The organism is Thermodesulfobacterium sp. (genome assembly GCF_030445475.1).
In the GTDB taxonomy this organism is placed as follows: domain Bacteria; phylum Desulfobacterota; class Thermodesulfobacteria; order Thermodesulfobacteriales; family Thermodesulfobacteriaceae; genus Thermodesulfobacterium; species Thermodesulfobacterium commune.
Genome location: NZ_JASUTP010000007.1, coordinates 1 through 17,823 on the forward strand (window position 1 = coordinate 1; position 17,823 = coordinate 17,823).

Annotated in this window: 21 protein-coding genes and 1 tRNA gene; all 22 read left to right on the forward strand. The window is 35.0% G+C overall.

Annotated elements, in window-relative coordinates; translation table 11 throughout:
- Positions 1-953, forward strand: a 953-nt coding sequence (locus PWP26_RS03690) for an aspartate-semialdehyde dehydrogenase (protein WP_301398973.1), incomplete at its 5' end; no start/stop codon positions are given.
- Between the two features lie 3 nt (positions 954-956).
- Positions 957-2,057, forward strand: a complete 1,101-nt coding sequence (locus PWP26_RS03695; RefSeq protein WP_038061186.1) for a spore photoproduct lyase family protein — start codon at positions 957-959, stop codon at positions 2,055-2,057.
- On the forward strand, positions 2,045-3,295 hold the full coding sequence (locus PWP26_RS03700; protein ID WP_038061185.1) for a hypothetical protein: 1,251 nt from the start codon (positions 2,045-2,047) through the stop codon (positions 3,293-3,295). The genes PWP26_RS03695 and PWP26_RS03700 overlap by 13 nt, the downstream gene beginning before the upstream one ends.
- Positions 3,295-4,005, forward strand: coding sequence for a ribonuclease PH (rph, locus tag PWP26_RS03705; RefSeq protein WP_301398974.1), 711 nt, complete (start codon positions 3,295-3,297; stop codon positions 4,003-4,005). Before PWP26_RS03700 ends, rph begins: the two co-directional genes overlap by 1 nt.
- Positions 4,002-4,649, forward strand: a complete 648-nt coding sequence (locus PWP26_RS03710) for an XTP/dITP diphosphatase (protein WP_038061181.1) — start codon at positions 4,002-4,004, stop codon at positions 4,647-4,649. Before rph ends, PWP26_RS03710 begins: the two co-directional genes overlap by 4 nt.
- On the forward strand, positions 4,634-5,362 hold the full coding sequence (pgeF, locus tag PWP26_RS03715; protein ID WP_051754456.1) for a peptidoglycan editing factor PgeF: 729 nt from the start codon (positions 4,634-4,636) through the stop codon (positions 5,360-5,362). The genes PWP26_RS03710 and pgeF overlap by 16 nt, the downstream gene beginning before the upstream one ends.
- A gap of 15 nt (positions 5,363-5,377) precedes the next feature.
- Positions 5,378-6,631: a 3-deoxy-D-manno-octulosonic acid transferase gene (locus tag PWP26_RS03720; RefSeq protein WP_038061179.1), complete on the forward strand. Its 1,254-nt coding sequence runs from the start codon at positions 5,378-5,380 to the stop codon at positions 6,629-6,631.
- 67 nt (positions 6,632-6,698) lie between these two features.
- On the forward strand, positions 6,699-7,283 hold the full coding sequence (locus tag PWP26_RS03725) for a biotin transporter BioY (protein ID WP_051754455.1): 585 nt from the start codon (positions 6,699-6,701) through the stop codon (positions 7,281-7,283).
- Positions 7,284-7,332: 49 nt separating this feature from the next.
- A tRNA-Ser gene (locus PWP26_RS03730) sits at positions 7,333-7,426 on the forward strand.
- Between the two features lie 210 nt (positions 7,427-7,636).
- Complete coding sequence (gene fliL / locus PWP26_RS03735) at positions 7,637-8,134, forward strand: flagellar basal body-associated protein FliL (protein WP_038061178.1); 498 nt, start codon at positions 7,637-7,639, stop codon at positions 8,132-8,134.
- A gap of 2 nt (positions 8,135-8,136) precedes the next feature.
- The gene (gene fliM, locus PWP26_RS03740; protein ID WP_301398976.1) at positions 8,137-9,126 is read left to right on the forward strand and encodes a flagellar motor switch protein FliM; all 990 of its coding nucleotides are present in this window, start codon (positions 8,137-8,139) and stop codon (positions 9,124-9,126) included.
- Between the two features lie 19 nt (positions 9,127-9,145).
- Positions 9,146-9,667 (forward strand): flagellar motor switch protein FliN, encoded by a 522-nt coding sequence (fliN, locus tag PWP26_RS03745; RefSeq protein ID WP_301398977.1) that lies wholly within the window; start codon positions 9,146-9,148, stop codon positions 9,665-9,667.
- Between the two features lie 3 nt (positions 9,668-9,670).
- Entirely contained in the window at positions 9,671-9,922 is a 252-nt protein-coding gene (locus PWP26_RS03750) for a flagellar biosynthetic protein FliO (RefSeq protein WP_022855128.1), read from the forward strand.
- Positions 9,912-10,610 (forward strand): flagellar type III secretion system pore protein FliP, encoded by a 699-nt coding sequence (gene fliP / locus PWP26_RS03755; protein ID WP_038061173.1) that lies wholly within the window; start codon positions 9,912-9,914, stop codon positions 10,608-10,610. Before PWP26_RS03750 ends, fliP begins: the two co-directional genes overlap by 11 nt.
- Before the next feature lie 16 nt (positions 10,611-10,626).
- Positions 10,627-10,896: a flagellar biosynthesis protein FliQ gene (gene fliQ / locus PWP26_RS03760; protein WP_287568237.1), complete on the forward strand. Its 270-nt coding sequence runs from the start codon at positions 10,627-10,629 to the stop codon at positions 10,894-10,896.
- A gap of 7 nt (positions 10,897-10,903) precedes the next feature.
- Positions 10,904-11,680 carry a flagellar biosynthetic protein FliR gene (locus PWP26_RS03765; RefSeq protein ID WP_287568236.1) on the forward strand — a complete coding sequence of 259 codons (777 nt, stop codon included), beginning with the start codon at positions 10,904-10,906 and terminating at the stop codon, positions 11,678-11,680.
- A gap of 14 nt (positions 11,681-11,694) precedes the next feature.
- Positions 11,695-12,765 (forward strand): flagellar biosynthesis protein FlhB, encoded by a 1,071-nt coding sequence (gene flhB, locus PWP26_RS03770; RefSeq protein ID WP_301398978.1) that lies wholly within the window; start codon positions 11,695-11,697, stop codon positions 12,763-12,765.
- Between the two features lie 4 nt (positions 12,766-12,769).
- Positions 12,770-14,839, forward strand: a complete 2,070-nt coding sequence (gene flhA, locus PWP26_RS03775; protein ID WP_301398979.1) for a flagellar biosynthesis protein FlhA — start codon at positions 12,770-12,772, stop codon at positions 14,837-14,839.
- An 8-nt stretch (positions 14,840-14,847) separates the two neighbouring features.
- Positions 14,848-15,843: a hypothetical protein gene (locus PWP26_RS03780; RefSeq protein ID WP_287568233.1), complete on the forward strand. Its 996-nt coding sequence runs from the start codon at positions 14,848-14,850 to the stop codon at positions 15,841-15,843.
- A gap of 21 nt (positions 15,844-15,864) precedes the next feature.
- Entirely contained in the window at positions 15,865-16,656 is a 792-nt protein-coding gene (locus PWP26_RS03785) for a MinD/ParA family protein (RefSeq protein WP_287568232.1), read from the forward strand.
- Positions 16,657-16,683: 27 nt separating this feature from the next.
- Positions 16,684-17,433 carry a FliA/WhiG family RNA polymerase sigma factor gene (locus PWP26_RS03790; RefSeq protein WP_287568231.1) on the forward strand — a complete coding sequence of 250 codons (750 nt, stop codon included), beginning with the start codon at positions 16,684-16,686 and terminating at the stop codon, positions 17,431-17,433.
- Between the two features lie 5 nt (positions 17,434-17,438).
- Positions 17,439-17,822, forward strand: a complete 384-nt coding sequence (locus PWP26_RS03795) for a response regulator (RefSeq protein WP_301398980.1) — start codon at positions 17,439-17,441, stop codon at positions 17,820-17,822.
- The last annotated feature ends 1 nt before the right edge of the window (position 17,823 follow it).

Consider the following 17,823-nt stretch of genomic DNA (forward strand, 5'->3'; position numbering starts at 1 on the left):
AAGAAAGAAATTTTCCTGTAAAAAATATAAGATTTTTTGCTTCTCCTAAGTCTAAAGGTATAAAACTTCCTTTTAAAGGGGAAGAGATACCTGTGGAAGTTTTAGAAGAGACCAAAAGCTTTAAAGGAATTGATATTGCCCTCTTTTCAGCAGGCGGACAAAGAAGTTTAGATTATGCTCCTCTGTTTGCAAGAGATGGTGCGGTAGTTATAGATAATTCAAGTGCCTGGAGGATGGACCCTGAGGTGCCCTTAGTAGTTCCAGAGGTAAATCCTCAGGCAGTAGCCCAATATAAAAACAAAGGTATCATTGCTAACCCCAACTGTTCTACCATTCAAATGGTGGTAGCTCTAAAACCATTGCATGATTATGCAAAAATTAAAAGAATAGTAGTAAGCACCTATCAATCAGTTTCAGGGGCAGGGCAAAAGGCTATAGCTGAACTTGAAGCTCAGGTTAAGGCTTGGTGTATGGGAGAACCTATGCCAGAGCCTAAAGCCCTTCCTCAGTTTATTGCTTTCAACTGTATACCCCAAATAGACGTTTTCCTTCCTAACCGGTATACTAAGGAAGAGATGAAGATGGTAGAGGAGACCAAAAAAATCATGGAAGACGATACCATAAGGGTTACCTCTACCACGGTAAGAGTGCCTGTATTTTATGGACATGCTGAAGCTGTTAACATAGAAACAGAAAAAAAACTTACTGTAGAAAAGGCTATAGAACTTTTAGAAAAAGCTCCCGGAGTGGTAGTTTTTGACAATCCAGAAAAAAAGGTTTATCCACTTCAGATAGAGGTTGCAGGAAGAGACGAAGTTTTTGTGGGAAGGATCAGAGAAGACTTTTCTATAGAAAATGGTTTAAATTTATGGATAGTAGCAGATAACTTAAGAAAGGGTGCAGCCACCAACGCGGTTCAGATTGCAGAATTACTGATAAAAGATTATCTTTAAGTAATGAAAATTCTTGTAGAAGAAGAAGCTTTTTCTTATTATTTAACCCAGGAAATAATAAAAAAATATCCTTATGAGGTTATTCCTACTTACGAAGATTTTCGATGGAAAGCCTGGGCTTCCCAGGCAGAGCTTGTTTCTTTAGGTAAAAGATTTCTTTTTTTGATAAGGTTTAAGGGTAGGTTTTTCAGAGATTGTCCTGGAACTAAAAACTATCTTTGTTGTGGTTATAAAATCTTTCATTTTGCTGAAGGATGTTTGTTTGACTGCACCTATTGTATTCTTCAGCTTTATTTAAATCGCCCGGGCATAAAACTTTGGGCTAATGTTGTCGAGGATGGATTTCAAGAATTAGAAAGAGTTCTTAATAATGCCAGAAAAGAAAAAAGAGTACTGAGAATTGGAACAGGAGAGTTTGCAGATAGTATGGTTTTGGAACCCTTTGGGGGTGTTTCTGAAAAATTAATCAACTTTTGGGAAACGTTAAATCCTTTTGCTGTACTTGAATTAAAAACTAAGGCTTTTATTAAAGAAAATTACTTTAAAAAATTTAAATCTGACCCTAAAATTATTTTTGCTTGGTCCTTAAATACCCCATTTATTATAAACACCGAAGAACACGGAACCTCTTCATTGGAACAGAGAATTGAAAGCGCAAGATATGCGATAAAACATGGGTTTACAGTAGCCTTTCACTTTGACCCAATCATTTTTTACGAAAACGCAGAGGCTGAATATCCTCAAGTTTTAGAAAAGGTTTTAAACGCAATACCATGGGAAAAGATTGCCTGGATAAGTTTAGGAGCTTTAAGATACCCTAAAGAGCTAAAATACATCGCAGAAGAAAGATTTCCTCAAACCTCAATCTATGCTTATGAGTTTATCGAAGGCCTTGATTTAAAAAAGAGATACTTTATAGACCTCAGAAAAAAACTTTTTCAAAGTTTGGCTAAAATCATAAAAGAAGTGGAAGATAAAATAACCTTTTATTTTTGTATGGAAGGCGAAAGGATTTGGGAAGAAGTTTTAGGGAAACCTTTAAAAAGTTCTAACCAAGTTTGTCAGCTCCTTGACCAAGTGGCTTATAGACTGTGTCAGTCATAAAGCTGTTTTTTTTAACCATATTTTTGAGTTTTTTCCTTTTTGGTTGTGCTAACCAACCTAAAATCAAACGATGTACAGATTGTCATAACCAAATATCTTTTGATAAACTTCATCAACAAATAGATTGTACTAAATGTCATCAAGGTAACAGCAAAGCTTTTTCTAAAGAGGAAGCTCATCAAAATTTTTTAAAACACCCAGACTCTTTGGTAGTTTATCAGGTTTGCTCAGGTTGTCATAAACTTGAGCTAGACCGGTTTAAAAATTCTTTACATTACACCTACAAAACGATGATCTCAAATACCCTAAAGGCCTTTGGAATATATAAAAACATTAGTTTACAGGAACTTAAAACCTTTAATTATGAAAAACCTTTGGATAAGACCTCGGTGGTTATAGATTTTTTACGTAGAAGATGTTTGCTCTGCCACGTTGATTATGAAGGTGAAGACTATAAAAACACCCGAAGAGGTAAAGGCTGTTTAGCCTGCCATTTCGACCTATTAAATCACTCCATTGTTAAACCTACCATAAACCATTGTCTATCCTGTCATTATAGCAGTTACATAGGTTGGGATTACTTAGGATATTCCCCTCATAATTGGTATGAGGACTATCGTTCACCTTTTGTTGAAGGAAAACCACCTGAAAGGCCTTACGGAATTGAAGCCTATCAACTTTTAAAAAGTATACACTACGAAAAAGGATTGGTGTGTACAGACTGTCATAAAAAAGAAGAAGTAATGTTTGGTCGTAATAAAATAAAATGTTTAGATTGTCATCAAAATCTCAGTAAAAAAACCCATAACCAGAAAACCCTTTCAAAATACCGATGTGAAGTCTGTCATGCAAACTTTGTCAATCTTGATGGTAAGCTTTCTTGTATTCTTGAGTTTAATCCTTCGTTAGACGATTGGTACGGGTTGACTGTCCAAGAATCCTCTGAGGTTGAAAAATTTTTTGATTTATTGGCCAAATCTCCCAAATTAGCCAAACCTCTTATGAAAGATAAACTTACTGGTAAATTAAAAGAAGGATTATGGTTGTGTGGTTTAGGAGAGAGAACTTTTGAAAAACTGTTTTTAGGAAAGGATTTATATGGTAAAATGTGTGTTTTAAGAAAAAAGAACATAACCATCTATTACGACGAAGATTTGAAGTTGGAAGGTAGTTTAAAAAAATGCATATCTCCTCATTCCATAGGAAAAGGTAATCTTTTTAGCCCAGGAGGGTTATGATGCGACATGATGGAAGAGCTTTTGACCAACTTAGAGAGGTAAAGTTTACGATAGATTTTTTAAAGAATCCGTTAAGTTCTGTTTTGGTTGAGTTTGGCAACACTAAGGTACTTTGTACGGTAAGTTTAGAGGAAAAGGTCCCCCCTTTTCTTAAGGGTACAGGAACAGGTTGGATTACCGCAGAGTATGCCTTTATTCCTGGGGCTACTTTAGAAAGAACCCCCAGAGAAACTATGGGCCGAAAAGGTAGGTCTATGGAAATACAGAGGCTTATAGGCAGGGTTTTAAGAGGGGTGGTAGACCTATCAAAATTAGGAGAAAGAACCCTCTGGATAGACTGCGAAGTTTTAAACGCAGATGGGGGAACAAGGACTGCCTCAGTTACAGGCGCTTTCTTAGCCTTAACCTTAGCGGTTAAAAAGCTTATAGAAAAAGGAGTTCTCTCCACCTCTCCGGTTTTAGAATTCTTAGCGGAGGTTAGTGTAGGTAAGATAGGAGAAAACTTTCTTTTAGACCTTGATTATCAAGAAGATATAATTGCTGAGGTAGATGCTAATTTTTTTATGACTGAGTCTGGGAAAATAGTAGAAATTCAGGCAAGTGCTGAAAAAAGTTTGTTTACCTGGGAAGACTTAGAGCAGATGAAAAACCTTGCCTTTAAGGGTATTAAAGAACTGATTAACAAACAAAAAGAGGTGTTAGGAATATGAGCCAAAAAATAATCTTAGTTATAGCTACTTCTAATTTAGGTAAGGTTAGAGAAATAGAAAAAGCCCTTGAAGATCTAAAGTCTGAAATTAACTTAGAAGTAAAAAGTCTTAAAGATTTTTCTGAAATCACCCCTCCTGAAGAAACAGGAAAAACTTTTTTAGAAAACGCTTTGATTAAAGCTAAGTATTACGCTGAAAAAACCGGATGTTTGTGTCTTGCAGACGATTCTGGACTTGAAGTAGATGCCTTAAACGGTGCACCTGGGGTGTATTCTTCTCGCTATGCTGGAGAAGACGCAAATGATGAAAAGAACAACCAAAAGCTTCTTCAAGAGTTAGCTGATGTGCCTCCGGAAAAAAGAACCGCAAGGTTTAAGTGTGTCTTGGTTCTTTATCATCCTTGCGGAAAATATCTGGTTTCAGAAGGTGTATGGGAAGGCAGAATAGGTTTTAAACCTAAAGGCTCTTATGGTTTTGGATACGACCCTATTTTTTTAGTACCTGAATACCAATTTCAAAAAACTGCAGCAGAACTTCCTTCAGAAGAAAAAAATCGTTTAAGCCATAGAGGTAAGGCTATCCAAAACTTAAAAAAACAACTTTTATCATTCTTAAAAGACCTTGAACGATGTCAAAACAACTAATCTTAGAACTTGTCAATCATTTAAAAACTGATCTTATTTTTCCAGAAAATTTTCTTAATATCAACATCTTGGCTGCATTTTCTAAAAAACTTTCTAAAGAATTTAACTTTACTTCTTTAAAAAAAATCAGTAATTATCGTTGGTTTTTACCAAAACAAGTACATAGCGACATTTTCATAACCCTTTGGAATGGGTCTTCGGTTCCAGAGATTTTTTCTTTAGAAGGTGACGGAGTGCTTACAGACCAAGAAAGGCTTTTTGTTGGGGTTAAAACAGCAGATTGTGTCCCGGTGCTTTTAGCAACCAAAGACCGTAGAATAGTAGGTGCTATTCATGCTGGATGGAAAGGCACTGTGTCTAAAATCTTAGAAAAAATCCTTAGAAAGATACTTTCTCTAGGGTATAAACCTGAAGAAATTCTTTTAGCAATAGGCCCACATATAAAAGTGTGTTGCTACGAAATAAAAGATGAAGTTTTAGATGCTTTAAGAAAAAACTTATCTTTTTATGATGAGGTTATTCAACATAACCAAGGTAAAGTCTATTTGGATTTAGAAAAGGCCAATTTTTATCAAGCTTTATGTTTGGGTATTCCTGAGGAAAATGTTTGGGTGTCAAAGGATTGTACAAGATGTTTGCATAAGGTTTATTGGTCCCATCGTTATCATGGAAAGGAGCGAGGAGTACAAATAGCTTTTATAGGAAAACCTTAAGTTATGCTTTAAGTTATGCTTTGGGTTTATACATTTATCTATTATCTGATAGCAGGCCTTATTTTACCAAGAGAGTTTTTAAAACGTCCACGAAATCTAAGATTAAAATGGTTAAGAGATAAATTTGCTATTTTTAAACAAAAAGTCACCCATTCTTCTCGTTCTTTTATCTGGGTCCATTGTGTGTCTGTAGGGGAGGTTATCGCCCTTTCTACTCTTATTAAAAAACTTTCTAAAAACTATAACATCCTTTTAAGCACGATTACCGATACCGGACAAAAAGTGGCTAAAGACCGGTTTAAAGGATTACCGGTAGAAACTATCTATCTCCCTTTAGACTGTCCTTTTGCGATAAAAAGAACCTTAAAGGCTTTTAATCCTAAGGCTTTAATCATCGCTGAAACAGAAATCTGGCCTAATCTTATTCATACTGCAGCTAAAAAAATTCCGGTTTTTTTAGTAAACGCACGTCTCAGTGAAAAATCCTTTAAAAACTATCAAAAAGTAAAGTTTTTTTTCAAAAAAGTTCTTGATAAGCTTACTCTAGTAGTAGTACAAGATAAGATTTATCAAGAAAAATTTAAAGCTCTGGGAGTAAAAGAAGAAAAAATCGTAGTAACAGGCAATACCAAGTTTGACCTTGAAATTCCTTATGTGGAATTTTTTTGGGAAGGTTGGGTTAAAAAACCGGTTGTTATTGCTGGAAGCACCCACCATCCTGAAGAAGAAATTATAACCAAGGCTTTTCTTTCAGCAGTAAACCAAGGTACCTTGCTTATAGTACCAAGACATCCCGAACGATTTGACGAGGTGTTTTCACGGTTAAACCTGATGTTAGATAATTTGGAAGATGTAAAACTTTATCGCCTAAGCGCTTTATCTAAGGAATTTTCAGACTTGAAAGAAGTAAAAAGATGTGTCCTTCTTATAGACCAGATAGGTATCTTGGGTAGTCTTTACAGAATAGGAGACTTAGCTATCATAGGAGGAAGTTTTATCCCCCATGGAGGGCAAAATCCTTTAGAAGCGTTTTACTGGAAAAAACCGGTGATATTTGGCCCGTCTATGGAAAACTTTCCTTTTATCCAAGAATTTTTGGAAAAAGAAGCCTGTATTCAAACTAAACCAGAAAATTTATCTGAAACCTTACATCATCTTCTTAAAAATCCTGAAAAACTTAAGGCCTTATCTGAAAAAGCCTACCAAATATATCTTTCTAAAACAGGAGCTACAGAAAAAATTTTAAATTTATTAGAAAGGTATCTTTAAATTTTGGTTAACCAGGATATAATATTAAGTTAACTAAAAATCTTATCTTACAATCAGGAGGTTTATTATGAAACGAACTTTAGAGATGTTAGTTCTAAGTTTAGAAGTATCTAAACAAAGTAATATTAAGGTAGAAATTTTTTGGGGACTAGTAGGAGCTCTTTTGATAGGTATTTGTTCTAACCTTAAGTTTTATCTTCCTTTTTCTCCTGTACCGGTAACCTTTCAGACCTTTGGGGTTTTTATGACTGCTCTTTTGTTTTCTCCTGTTAGATGTGGTTTGGCTAATTTTTTCTATTTGTTCTTAGGTGGGTTAGGGCTCCCATGGTTTGCAGGGTTAACTGGTGGTTTTTTAACATTTTTAGGACCTACTGGAGGATATCTATTAGGTTTTCTTCCTGCAGCATTAATGGTTAGTTTGATATATTATAGGTTTCAATGGGCTAAAAGTTTTTCAGGATTGGTTTTGCTTTTAACCTTAGCAAATTTCGGGGTTATTCATCTTTTGGGACTGGTTTGGTTAGGCTGGGTTTTAAAAATTTCTGACTTAAAGGTTTTATTGAGCATAGGAAGTCTACCTTTTATCTACGGAGACCTATTAAAAATCTTTTTGGTAGTCTCTATTTTAAAGTTTGGTTTAAAAAAGTTCTAAATACCTCTTGTCAAAACCTTGATTAGGCTTTAAAATGTAAACGAGTTTTGGAGGGGTGCCCGAGTGGACGAAGGGGTGCGACTGGAAATCGCATGTACGGGCTAAAACCCGTACCGCGGGTTCGAATCCCGCCCCCTCCGCCATCCCTTTTTCACCGCTATCTCATAAATCACTTGTCATATTTAATAAACTCACTATCTTTTTATTTAAAAACTCTTGTTTTATAAGTTTTTTGACAATTATGTTAATTTTTTGACAGAAGCAAAGAAAAACCTGAATGTTTTTAGCAAAATTCAATCCATGAAAACTTGGCATAATTTTTGATAAAATTTCTAAAAAATTAGGAGGGAATTATGGCAGAAGAGGTTAAAGAAGGAGCGGAGAAGCAGGCATCTGAGAAAAAAGGAGGAAAAAAGAAATTTCTATTGTTTTTGGTGGTAGGATTTTTGATAATAGCTCTGGCTTCTGGGGTGGTTTTGTTTTTGATGGGTAAAAAAGGAGAAGAAAAGGGTGAAGGAAAAAAAGGAGTTAAAAAAGAAAAGGTTGAAGTTAAGGTTATCTATCCTATGGAACCAGTGGTGGTAAACCTCTTGGACCCTACAGGTAAACGATATCTTCAAGTAAGGTTAGCCTTAGGGGTAGCGGATAAAAAGGCAGAAGAAGAGATTAAAACAAAAGAACCGATGATAAGAGACGTAATCATCACCTATCTTAGTAGTAAAACCCCAGAAGAGGTAATTCAGCCAGAGGCTAAAGAGACGATAAAAAAAGATCTTTTGATAAAGATCAACGAAGCTTTAGGAGATGAAATTTTACAAGCCGTTTACATAACCCAATACATAGTGGAGTAGTTATGGAAAAAATACTTAGCCAAGATGAAATAGATGCGTTACTTTCTGGACTTTCTGAAGGCAAGATAGATACTACCCCAGAGGTCAAAGAAGAGGTTAAGGCTAAGCCTTTCGACTTTAGAAACTATACCATATCTACCCGTCTTAAGATCCCAGGGCTTGAGGTTATCAACGAACAACTTGCTCGAAGTTTAAGGATGCAGCTTTCTACGCTTTTAAGAGAAATGTTGGATATCTCGAATTTACCCCTTCAGATGGAAAGGTTCAAAGATTTTTTAAACAAAATTCCTGTACCTACCTCCATCCATATCTTTAAATTAGAACCTCTTAAAGGGCAATCTCTTCTTATTATAGATGCTACTTTGGCTTTCCTGTTTATTGAAAGGTTTTTAGGGGGAGAAAGGAAACATATCAAGGTTGAAGGAAGAGAGTTTACTCCAATAGAACAACGACTTTTAAAAAAAGTGGTAGACCTTATTTTTAACGAGTTAGAAAAGGCTTGGAAAAACATCTATCCTGTAAAACCTAAATATATTAGAGGTGAAGTAAACCCACAGTTTGCAAGGGTACTTATGCCTGAAGAAACTGTGGTAGTTACTGGTTATACGTTAGAGCTTGAATCTCTCAGCGGTAAAATACTCTTTTGTTATTCTCTAAGCACCTTACAACCAATAAAAGATAAGCTTTATTCTCCTTATCAGTTAGAAGAATATATAGACTTAACCTGGAAAAAGAACTTAGAAAACTACATTCTTAATAGTAGTGTACAACTAAAAGCTATTTTAGGAAAAGGCACCATTACCTTAGAAGATTTAGTAAACCTTGAGGTAGGAGATGTGGTAATTCTCGATAAAAAAATAGAAGAACCTATAGAGGTTTATATAGAAGGGGTTCCTAAAATTTTAGGCAAATTAGGGGTCTTTAAAAAACACCTTGCTATTCAGGTAGACAAATTTTTGTCTTCAGAAAATCCAGAAAATACAGAAAAATAAAAAATCAGGGGGAAAATAAATGGCTGAAGAAGAAAAGATTAACGGACAAACCCAAGAAGAAACATCCCTTAGTCCTGAAGATTTGATGGCTATGTGGGAAGAAGCTCTAAAAGAGGCTCAAGCTGGAACTCCAGAAACTCAAGAAGAAAGCGTTCAAACCGTTTCTCAAGAGCCATCCCACGACCTTTTTCAACCTAAAGAACCCTCAGTTAAAGAAAGACCTCCTACACAGCCAGCCAGCTTTGAGGAACTTAGCCCAACCCAAAAAGGAGGTTTACATCCGGACTTAGAATTTATTTTAGACATACCTCTAGAGATTTCGGTAGAAATAGGTAGAACCAAAATGCTAATAAGAGATCTGCTAAAACTCAACCAAGGTTCTATCATCGAATTAGAAAAGTTTGCCGGAGAACCTGTAGAAGTCTATGTAAACGGCAAACTGATGGCAAAAGGAGAGGTGGTGGTAGTAAATGATAGGTTTGGCGTAAGAGTTACTGAGATTATCAGTGCTCAAGATAGGATTAAAAAACTGGGGTCTTAGTCTATGGAATGGTTTTATTATTTACAAAGTATAGGAATCTTACTGCTTATTTTAAGCCTATTTCCTATAGCCCTCCATTTTTATAAAAAATATACTGTCAAAAATATGTCAGAAAGCCCGATCAAAGTTTTAGCAGTTAAACCTATAAGTTATAAGGCACAAATTTTGCTAATAGAGGTTGAAGGTAAAAAATTTTTGGTAGGATATTCAGATAAAGGGTTTAACCTTTTAGGGGAGATAAAGCATGATGGTTAGTTTTTTGGCCATTGCTTTACCTACAGTTAAGATAGGGGTTGAAACTGCTAAAACCCCAGAACAGTTTTCTACTATCGTACAAGTACTTATTTTACTTACTGTTTTATCTATAGCTCCAGCCCTTCTTTTGATGCTAACCTCTTTTACCCGATTGGTGGTAGTATTTTCCATCTTGAGACATGCCATAGGTACTCAACAGACTCCACCTAACCAGGTTTTAATTTCTTTAGCCCTTTTTCTCACCTTTTTTATCATGACCCCTACCTTTAAAGCTGTCTATGAACAAGCTTTTATACCTTACCTCAATAAACAAATAGGAGATAAAGAATTTCTGGAAAGAGCTCAAAAACCTTTTAAAGACTTTATGCTAAGAAATACTAGAGAAAAAGACTTAGCACTTTTTATCAAACTTAGGCAAGAAGAGCGTCCGAGAACGCCTGATGACGTATCTTTTTTTACTTTGGTACCAGCCTTTATGATAAGTGAGTTAAAAACCGCCTTTCAGATAGGATTTTTATTATACATACCTTTTCTGGTAATTGATGTGGTGATTTCAAGTGTATTAATTTCTATGGGAGTGTTGATGCTTCCACCTATGATGATCTCGCTTCCGATAAAACTTCTGTTGTTTGTGCTGGTTGACGGATGGAATTTACTTGTGATGTCTTTAGTAAAAAGTTTTCATTAAAGGAGGGGTAAGAAAAATGACAGATGCTACCATTTTGACATTAGCTAAAGAATCTATCAAACTTTGTATCTTAATTTCTGGCCCCTTTTTACTTACTGCTTTGATCGTTGGTTTGATTATCAGTATCTTACAGGCAGTAACCCAAATCCAAGAAATGACTCTTACTTTTGTTCCTAAGATTTTGGCACTTATTGTTGTGTTTGTGTTAACCTTGCCTTGGCTATTAAAAAAATTAATCTCCTTTACTGAAAATCTAATTCTAAACATTCCAAATTTGATTAGTTAAAGGTAGTATGGAGCTTTTAAAATTTATCGAAAATCAAGTTTTTCTGTTTTTTTTGGTTTTTTATAGAATCCTCCTTCTTTTTGTGCTTTTTCCTGTGTTTGGGGCGGTTTATTTTCCTACTAAAAACAAGATAACCCTTTCTTTAGTTTTAGGCTTGGTTTTAACCCCTGTGATTAAGATAAACCTCCCTTCGTCTTTTAACGTCTATCAACTCTTTTTATGGCTTGTGTCGGATTTTCTGTTTATCTTTATGGTATCTTTGCTTTTTAGGATTATCTTAGCTGGGATTCAGGTAGGAGGTGAACTGGTAGGATATCAGATGGGATTTGGTATTACCCAAACCATAGACCCTCTTTCAGGATTTAGCTTGCCGGTAATCTCTCAGTTTGTCTACATCATATTTCTTTTCGTGTTTTTTACGTTTGACTTTCATCATTATTTAGTAAGTTTTATTTATTATAGTTTTGAAAGAATACCTCCTGGAAGCTTTTGGCTAGACAACAACCTTGGGCTTTTGGTGGTAAAAAAAAGCCGATTGATGTTTGATTTGGGAATAAGATTTCTTGCTCCATTGATGGTACTTATGATGCTGGTTTATATAAGCCTGGCTATAGTGGGTAGGTTGATACCCCAGATAAACATCATGTTTGTAAGTTTCCCTCTAACCATAGGTATAGGATTAATCTTTTTGGGGCTTATGTTGATTTTATTACCTAAGATAATGTTACCCATTTTTCAAAATTATTTTAATGTGCTACACGGAATTTTAATATATTTTAAGTAAAGAGGTAAAAAACTATGCCAGAAGAACTCTTTGAGGAAAGGACAGAGGAGCCTACGCCTCGACGGAGAGAAGAAGCAAGAAAAAGAGGACAGATTGTCAAAAGCCGTGAACTTTCCTCAGTAGCAGTATTAGGTACCGGCTTTTTTGGCTTTATGTTGTTAAGTTTCCTGTTTTTTCAGCAGTTTTACCTAATTTTTTATCACTGTATAAACAGCTACTATACAGATTTAAATTTATCTTTTTTGATATATCTGGCACATTTTTTACTTAAAACATTAGGAAAGGTTCTTTTACCTTTCTTTTCTATCCTTTGTTTTGTGGTGATTTTGGTTTACCTTTTGCAAACCGGAGGTGGAGTTTTGGCTTCCCAAGCCATTGGGTTAAATTTTGACAGAATTAACCCAGTTTCAGGATTTAAAAGACTTTTTTCTCTTACCGCTGCGTTTGAACTATTAAAAGTTATCGTTAAACTTGCCATTATCACAGGTATTTCTTATTTTATAATAACAAAATATCTTCCTTATATCTTAAAACTTTTTGGAGTTTCTCCTAATTATTTAGCTTTTAGTTTTAAAGTTTTTTTAAAAGATTTCGTTTCTAAGCTTTTGGTACTTCTTGTGTTTTTAGGAATTCTTGATTGGCTTTATGCTCGTTGGGATTTAGATAAAAAATTAAGACTTACCAGGAAAGAGTTAAAAGAAGAGATTAAACAGACTGAAGGAGACCCGTTAGTTAAGGCTAAGATAAGACAAAAGCAAAGAGAGATGGCAAGAAGAAGGATGCTTGCCGAGGTACCCAAGGCAGATGTAATTATTACCAACCCCACCCACTATGCTGTAGCTCTTAAATATGAAATAAGTAAAGATCCGGCTCCACAGGTAGTAGCTAAAGGAAAAGATTTTCTTGCTCAAAAAATAAAGGAAATCGCTAAAGAACATAAAGTACCTATCTATGAAGATCCACCTTTAGCCAGGCTTCTTTATGAAAAAGTAGATTTAGGAGAATATATTCCTCAAGATCTTTATCAGGTAATAGCCAAGGTTTTGGCTTATGTATATAAACTAAAAAACAAAAAGGTGATGTAAACAGATGGAAAAAAGTTTAATAGTTAAATACATTCCAGATCGTTATAGTATATTTGCTGTTTTAGGTATAGTAGTTCTTTTTGCGATCATGCTTTTTCCTCTTCCTCCTTATCTTATCGATCTTACCTTAAGCCTTAATCTTTCTGTTTCTGTGTTAATTCTAATCATGACCATGCAAGTTAACAAACCCCTTGATTTTACAGGTTTCCCAGCTCTTTTACTTTTAACCACCCTCTTTAGGTTAGCCATGAACATAACCACTACTAGGGTGATCCTACTTAAAGGACATGAAGGCACAGTGGCAGCTGGTTATATCATTAAAAGTTTTGGAGAAGTAGTTGTAGGGGGCAATTATATAGTTGGTTTTATCGTGTTTTTAATCCTGGTGTTGATAAATTTTGTGGTTATTACCAAAGGAGCTGGTAGGATTGCTGAAGTAGCAGCAAGGTTTACACTGGATGCCATGCCAGGTAAACAAATGGCTATCGATGCAGACTTAAACGCAGGTCTAATAGATGAAAAAGAGGCCAAAAGAAGACGCGAAGAAATCGCTAAGGAAGCTGATTTTTACGGGGCGATGGATGGTGCCTCTAAGTTTATAAGAGGGGAAGCTATCGCAGGGCTTATTATCACTTCTATTAACATTATAGGAGGGATTCTTATCGGAACTTTACAAAAAGATTTAGACCTTGCGACTTCAGCCAAAACTTATACCATCCTCACCATAGGAGACGGATTAGTCTCCCAGATTCCAGCTTTGATTGTTTCTACTTCAGCAGGTATTTTGGTTAGTAGAGCTGCAGCAGAAGCAGGGCTTGGTAAGGATTTAGTAATGCAATTTGCCCAAAAACCAGAGGTACTTTGGTTGGCAAGTGGTATAGTTTTAGCTATAGCCTTGATACCAGGAATTCCCTTTTTACCTCTTTTTATTTTTAGCGTAATCCTTTTTTCTTTAGGATATGTAGCCTATAAAAATCAGCAAAAGGTAGAGGCTGAAGAGGTAGCTAAAGAAGAGGCTCCACAAGCTCCACCTGAATTAGAAGAAATAAGACCTGTAGAACTTCTGGCCTTAGAGTTAGGATATGCTTTGATTTATCTTGCTGACGAAAACAGAGGAGGAGATTTACTTGAAAGGATTAAAAACTTAAGGAAACATCTTGCCCAAGAGTTAGGGATAAGGATCCCTTCTGTTCATGTAAGAGATAATTTAAGTCTCAAACCTGGAGAATATGTGATACTGATAAAAGGAGTCGAAATAGCTAAGGGAGAGCTTATGCCAAACTATCTTATGGCTCTTCCCTCAACCCCTGACCTCTCTCCTCCTTCTGGAGCCATTCCTACTAAAGAGCCTACTTTTGGTATGACAGCCTATTTTATTCCTGAGGACCAAAAGGAAGAAGCAGAAATGACAGGTTTTACCGTAGTTACACTTTCTACTGTTATAACTACTCATCTTTCTGAGGTGGTAAAAAAACATGCAGACGAATTCTTGACTAAACAAGAAGTTCAAAGGATCTTAGACAGTGTGAGTAAATATTATCCCAAAATAGTTGAAGAATGTTTAAACAATGCTAACTTAACTTTAATCCAAAAGGTATTACAAAACTTAATAAAAGAGGGTATTCCGTTGAAAGATTATGTTACCATTTTTGAAACCATAAGCGACTATGCTCCCTCTATAAAAGATCCTGACGTACTTACTGAATATGTAAGACAAAAATTAAACAGGTATATAGTAAAACCATACTTAATCGACGGAAAGCTTCCTGCATTAGTAGTAGGAGATGATATAGAAGAAACCTTAAGAAAATCACTTCAAAGAACAGAGCAAGGAGTTTTTCTGATGATAGACCCTAAGATAGGAAGCAAAATAGTAGCAGCCTTAACCCAAGCAGTAGAAAGGGCAGGGCAAAAAAACATAGTTCCTGTTATTATCTGTAGTCCTACTATAAGAAGACATCTTAGAAAATTAATAGAAAGAAGTCTCTATTATGTTCCAGTAGTTTCGCAAGCAGAAATACCCTTTGAAGTTCAAATTGATGTGTTAGAAGTGGTAAAAATAGTGAGAGATTAGGATAAAAAATGAAGATCAAAAAGTTTAGAGGGAGAACGATTTTAGAGGCTTTAAATCAGGTTAAAAAGGAATTTGGGGAAGATGCAGTTATTTTGAACTCAGAAAAGGTAAAAACCGCAGAAGGAGATTTTTTTGAGATTACCGCAGCCATCGAAGAAACAGAAGTCCCTGTTGTCTCTCCGACTCTCGAAGACAAAAAGTCTAAAAACTTTTCTTATACCCTTGACCAAGAGTTAAAGAAAGATTTAGAAGAAATCAAAGAGCTTTTAAAAAAAGTTTTACATCCCCAGTTAAGAGATATCACTTACTTAAAATACTTAGAAAAAGGAGTACCAGCTTTTATAGCTAAAGAAATGGTTGAAAAAAACCTGGACCTTCCCGAGTATATTTCTGTTAAAATAAAAGAAAAAGGAGTGGTTCCTCATTCTAAATACCAAGTTTTTATAGGAGAGGGTGGAGTAGGGAAGACCACAAATATTTTTAAAATAGCTGTTTGGTATAAATATAAGTATGAAGCTAAGGTGTTAGTTTTAAGTTTAGACACTTATAAAATAGGAGGCGCTTTCCAGACAAAAAGGTTAGCAGAACTTTTGGAGATAGATTTTGACATAGTAGACATAGAAGATTTTAAAGAAATAGCCCAAAGTTTAAATAAATATGATTATATTTTAGTAGATACACCAGGGCTCAACAAAAAGTTTAGTACTCACGATTTAGAGGAACTTGCGCAAAGGCTACCGTTTTTAAGGTTCCAGTGGGTAGTTAAGGCTACAGAACATTTTGAGTTTGGTTTACGGTTGTGGGAAAAGATAGAAAAACTTCCGGTAGAGGGTGTATTTTTGACCTTTACAGATAAGATAAAAAATAGTTTACCTATACTTTGGTTGTTAGAAAGTAATCTCCCTCCTCTCACCTTTATCTCTAACGGAGAGAGAGTGCCTGAAGACTTGTTAAAGGCTGAGGAAGATGTTTTGATAAAACTCTTTTTAAGGGGTTTTGAATAAAATAAAAAAGTAGGAGGTTTTATGAGAAGCATAGCTGTGGCTAGTGGAAAGGGTGGGGTAGGTAAGACAAGCTTTGTGATAAACCTTTCGTTAGCCCTTACCCAACTACAACAAAAGGTACTGATTTTTGACGCAGACTTAGGATTGGCAAATGTGGATGTTATGTTAGGTATTTCTCCGAAATATGATATAAGATATGTGTTAAACGGTGAAATGAGCCTTAAGGATATTATCTATTCCACAGATTATAACATCGACATCATACCTGCAGGATCTGGAGTAGTAGAGCTTACCCATCTAACTTCTATGCAAAAACTTCTTCTAAAAGAGCAAATGGAAGAGGCTTTTAAAAATTATGATTACTTAATCTTTGATGCTTCAGCCGGTATTTCAGAAAACGTGTTGTTTTTCTTTTTATTAGGGGGGGAAAGGATAGTAATCTGTACCCCTGAACCTACCTCTATAGCCGATGCTTATGCCTTGATAAAAGTAGCCTATAAAAAACATCGTATTAAAGATTTTTATTTAGTAGTAAATATGATAAATCAAGAAGAAGATGGAAAAAAAATCTATCAGCAACTACTTTATGTACAAGAAAAATTTTTACCTGAGATAAAGCTTTCCTATCTCGGAGGAATTCCATATGATGAATGTGTAAAAAAAGCCATCCGTTCGCAAGTTCCTTATCTTTTATTGTGTCCAGATAAACCTTGCAGTTTAAAAATTAAAGAAATAGCCTATAAACTTATGAAATACAATCCTCAAGCTTCTCAAGGGTTAAAGGCTTTTTTAGAGAGGGTAGTGTCTTTATGATAAAACTTTCTCGAAAAAGGATAGTGTATGGTTCCTAAGATTATTAATAAAGTACTTTTTCAAAAGCCTCCTTTAGAAAAGGTGATAGAAGAGTTTTTACCAACTATCAACTACTGGGCTAATAGATATTCTTTTCAAGGGCAGCCTGTAATTAGTAAAGAAGATTTGGTGTCTGCAGGAGTTATAGGTTTAATAGAGGCTTATCATCGATATGATCCTACCAAAAAAGTTAAATTTAGAACTTTTGCTGAGTTTAGAATTAAAGGTGCGATGCTTGATGAAATTCGAAAAATAGATATAATACCAAGAAGTATAAGGGATAAAATTTCTGAATTAGAAAATAAAGTAAAAGATTTATATAAAGATTTAGGAAGAATGCCAGAAGAAACAGAGATTGCTGAGGCTATGAATTTAAGTTTAGACGAATATCATAAGCTTTTAGAAAACATTAAAGGAATTACTTTTATAGACATTCAAAGTTTTAAACAGAGAAGTCCTGATTTAGAAGAAGAGGACATTTTTGAGTTTATAGGAGATAATAAAGAAGACCCTTTTGAAAAATATTCCTTAAAAGAATTACAGGAGGAGCTTGAAAAGGCTTTAGAACATCTTACCGAAAAGGAGCGTTTAGTTTTGGCTCTTTATTACTATGAAGGACTTACCATGAAAGAAATTGCAAAAGTTTTGGAGTGTACAGAAAGTAGGGTTTCTCAACTTCATAACCAAGCTATCATAAAACTTAGAAGTGTTTTAAATCAGTCCAAGAGAGGAGGATAGGGGGTATGGCTCTAAATACTAATTTAAAGGTATTGGTAGTAGACGATTTTGCCACGATGAGAAAGATCATAAAAAACATCTTAACCCAGTTGGGTTTTAAAAACATCTTTGAAGCAGACGACGGAAGTTCTGCATTAGAACTATTAAAAAAAGAAAAAATAGACCTTATTATTTCTGACTGGAATATGCCTAAAATGAATGGGTTAGAATTACTAAAAGCAGTAAGAAATGACCCCAATCTGAAAGATACAATATTTGTAATGGTAACAGCTGAGGCACAAAAAGATAACGTTATAGAGGCTATTAAACACGGGGTTAATCAATATATAGTTAAACCTTTTACCCCTGAAACTTTAAAGGAAAAATTAGAAAAAGTTTTAGGAGGATAGT

Excerpts from the sequence above, each read along its gene's own strand:
- PWP26_RS03695 (WP_038061186.1), top strand. The coding sequence starts at position 957 with ATGAAAATTCTTGTAGAAGAAGAAGCTTTTTCTTATTATTTAACCCAG.
- rph (WP_301398974.1), top strand. The coding sequence starts at position 3,295 with ATGCGACATGATGGAAGAGCTTTTGACCAACTTAGAGAGGTAAAGTTT.
- PWP26_RS03710 (WP_038061181.1), top strand. The coding sequence starts at position 4,002 with ATGAGCCAAAAAATAATCTTAGTTATAGCTACTTCTAATTTAGGTAAG.
- pgeF (WP_051754456.1), top strand. The coding sequence starts at position 4,634 with ATGTCAAAACAACTAATCTTAGAACTTGTCAATCATTTAAAAACTGAT.
- PWP26_RS03720 (WP_038061179.1), top strand. The coding sequence starts at position 5,378 with ATGCTTTGGGTTTATACATTTATCTATTATCTGATAGCAGGCCTTATT.
- PWP26_RS03725 (WP_051754455.1), top strand. The coding sequence starts at position 6,699 with ATGAAACGAACTTTAGAGATGTTAGTTCTAAGTTTAGAAGTATCTAAA.
- fliL (WP_038061178.1), top strand. The coding sequence starts at position 7,637 with ATGGCAGAAGAGGTTAAAGAAGGAGCGGAGAAGCAGGCATCTGAGAAA.
- fliM (WP_301398976.1), top strand. The coding sequence starts at position 8,137 with ATGGAAAAAATACTTAGCCAAGATGAAATAGATGCGTTACTTTCTGGA.
- fliN (WP_301398977.1), top strand. The coding sequence starts at position 9,146 with ATGGCTGAAGAAGAAAAGATTAACGGACAAACCCAAGAAGAAACATCC.
- PWP26_RS03750 (WP_022855128.1), top strand. The coding sequence starts at position 9,671 with ATGGAATGGTTTTATTATTTACAAAGTATAGGAATCTTACTGCTTATT.
- fliP (WP_038061173.1), top strand. The coding sequence starts at position 9,912 with ATGATGGTTAGTTTTTTGGCCATTGCTTTACCTACAGTTAAGATAGGG.
- fliQ (WP_287568237.1), top strand. The coding sequence starts at position 10,627 with ATGACAGATGCTACCATTTTGACATTAGCTAAAGAATCTATCAAACTT.
- PWP26_RS03765 (WP_287568236.1), top strand. The coding sequence starts at position 10,904 with ATGGAGCTTTTAAAATTTATCGAAAATCAAGTTTTTCTGTTTTTTTTG.
- flhB (WP_301398978.1), top strand. The coding sequence starts at position 11,695 with ATGCCAGAAGAACTCTTTGAGGAAAGGACAGAGGAGCCTACGCCTCGA.
- flhA (WP_301398979.1), top strand. The coding sequence starts at position 12,770 with ATGGAAAAAAGTTTAATAGTTAAATACATTCCAGATCGTTATAGTATA.
- PWP26_RS03780 (WP_287568233.1), top strand. The coding sequence starts at position 14,848 with ATGAAGATCAAAAAGTTTAGAGGGAGAACGATTTTAGAGGCTTTAAAT.
- PWP26_RS03785 (WP_287568232.1), top strand. The coding sequence starts at position 15,865 with ATGAGAAGCATAGCTGTGGCTAGTGGAAAGGGTGGGGTAGGTAAGACA.
- PWP26_RS03790 (WP_287568231.1), top strand. The coding sequence starts at position 16,684 with ATGGTTCCTAAGATTATTAATAAAGTACTTTTTCAAAAGCCTCCTTTA.
- PWP26_RS03795 (WP_301398980.1), top strand. The coding sequence starts at position 17,439 with ATGGCTCTAAATACTAATTTAAAGGTATTGGTAGTAGACGATTTTGCC.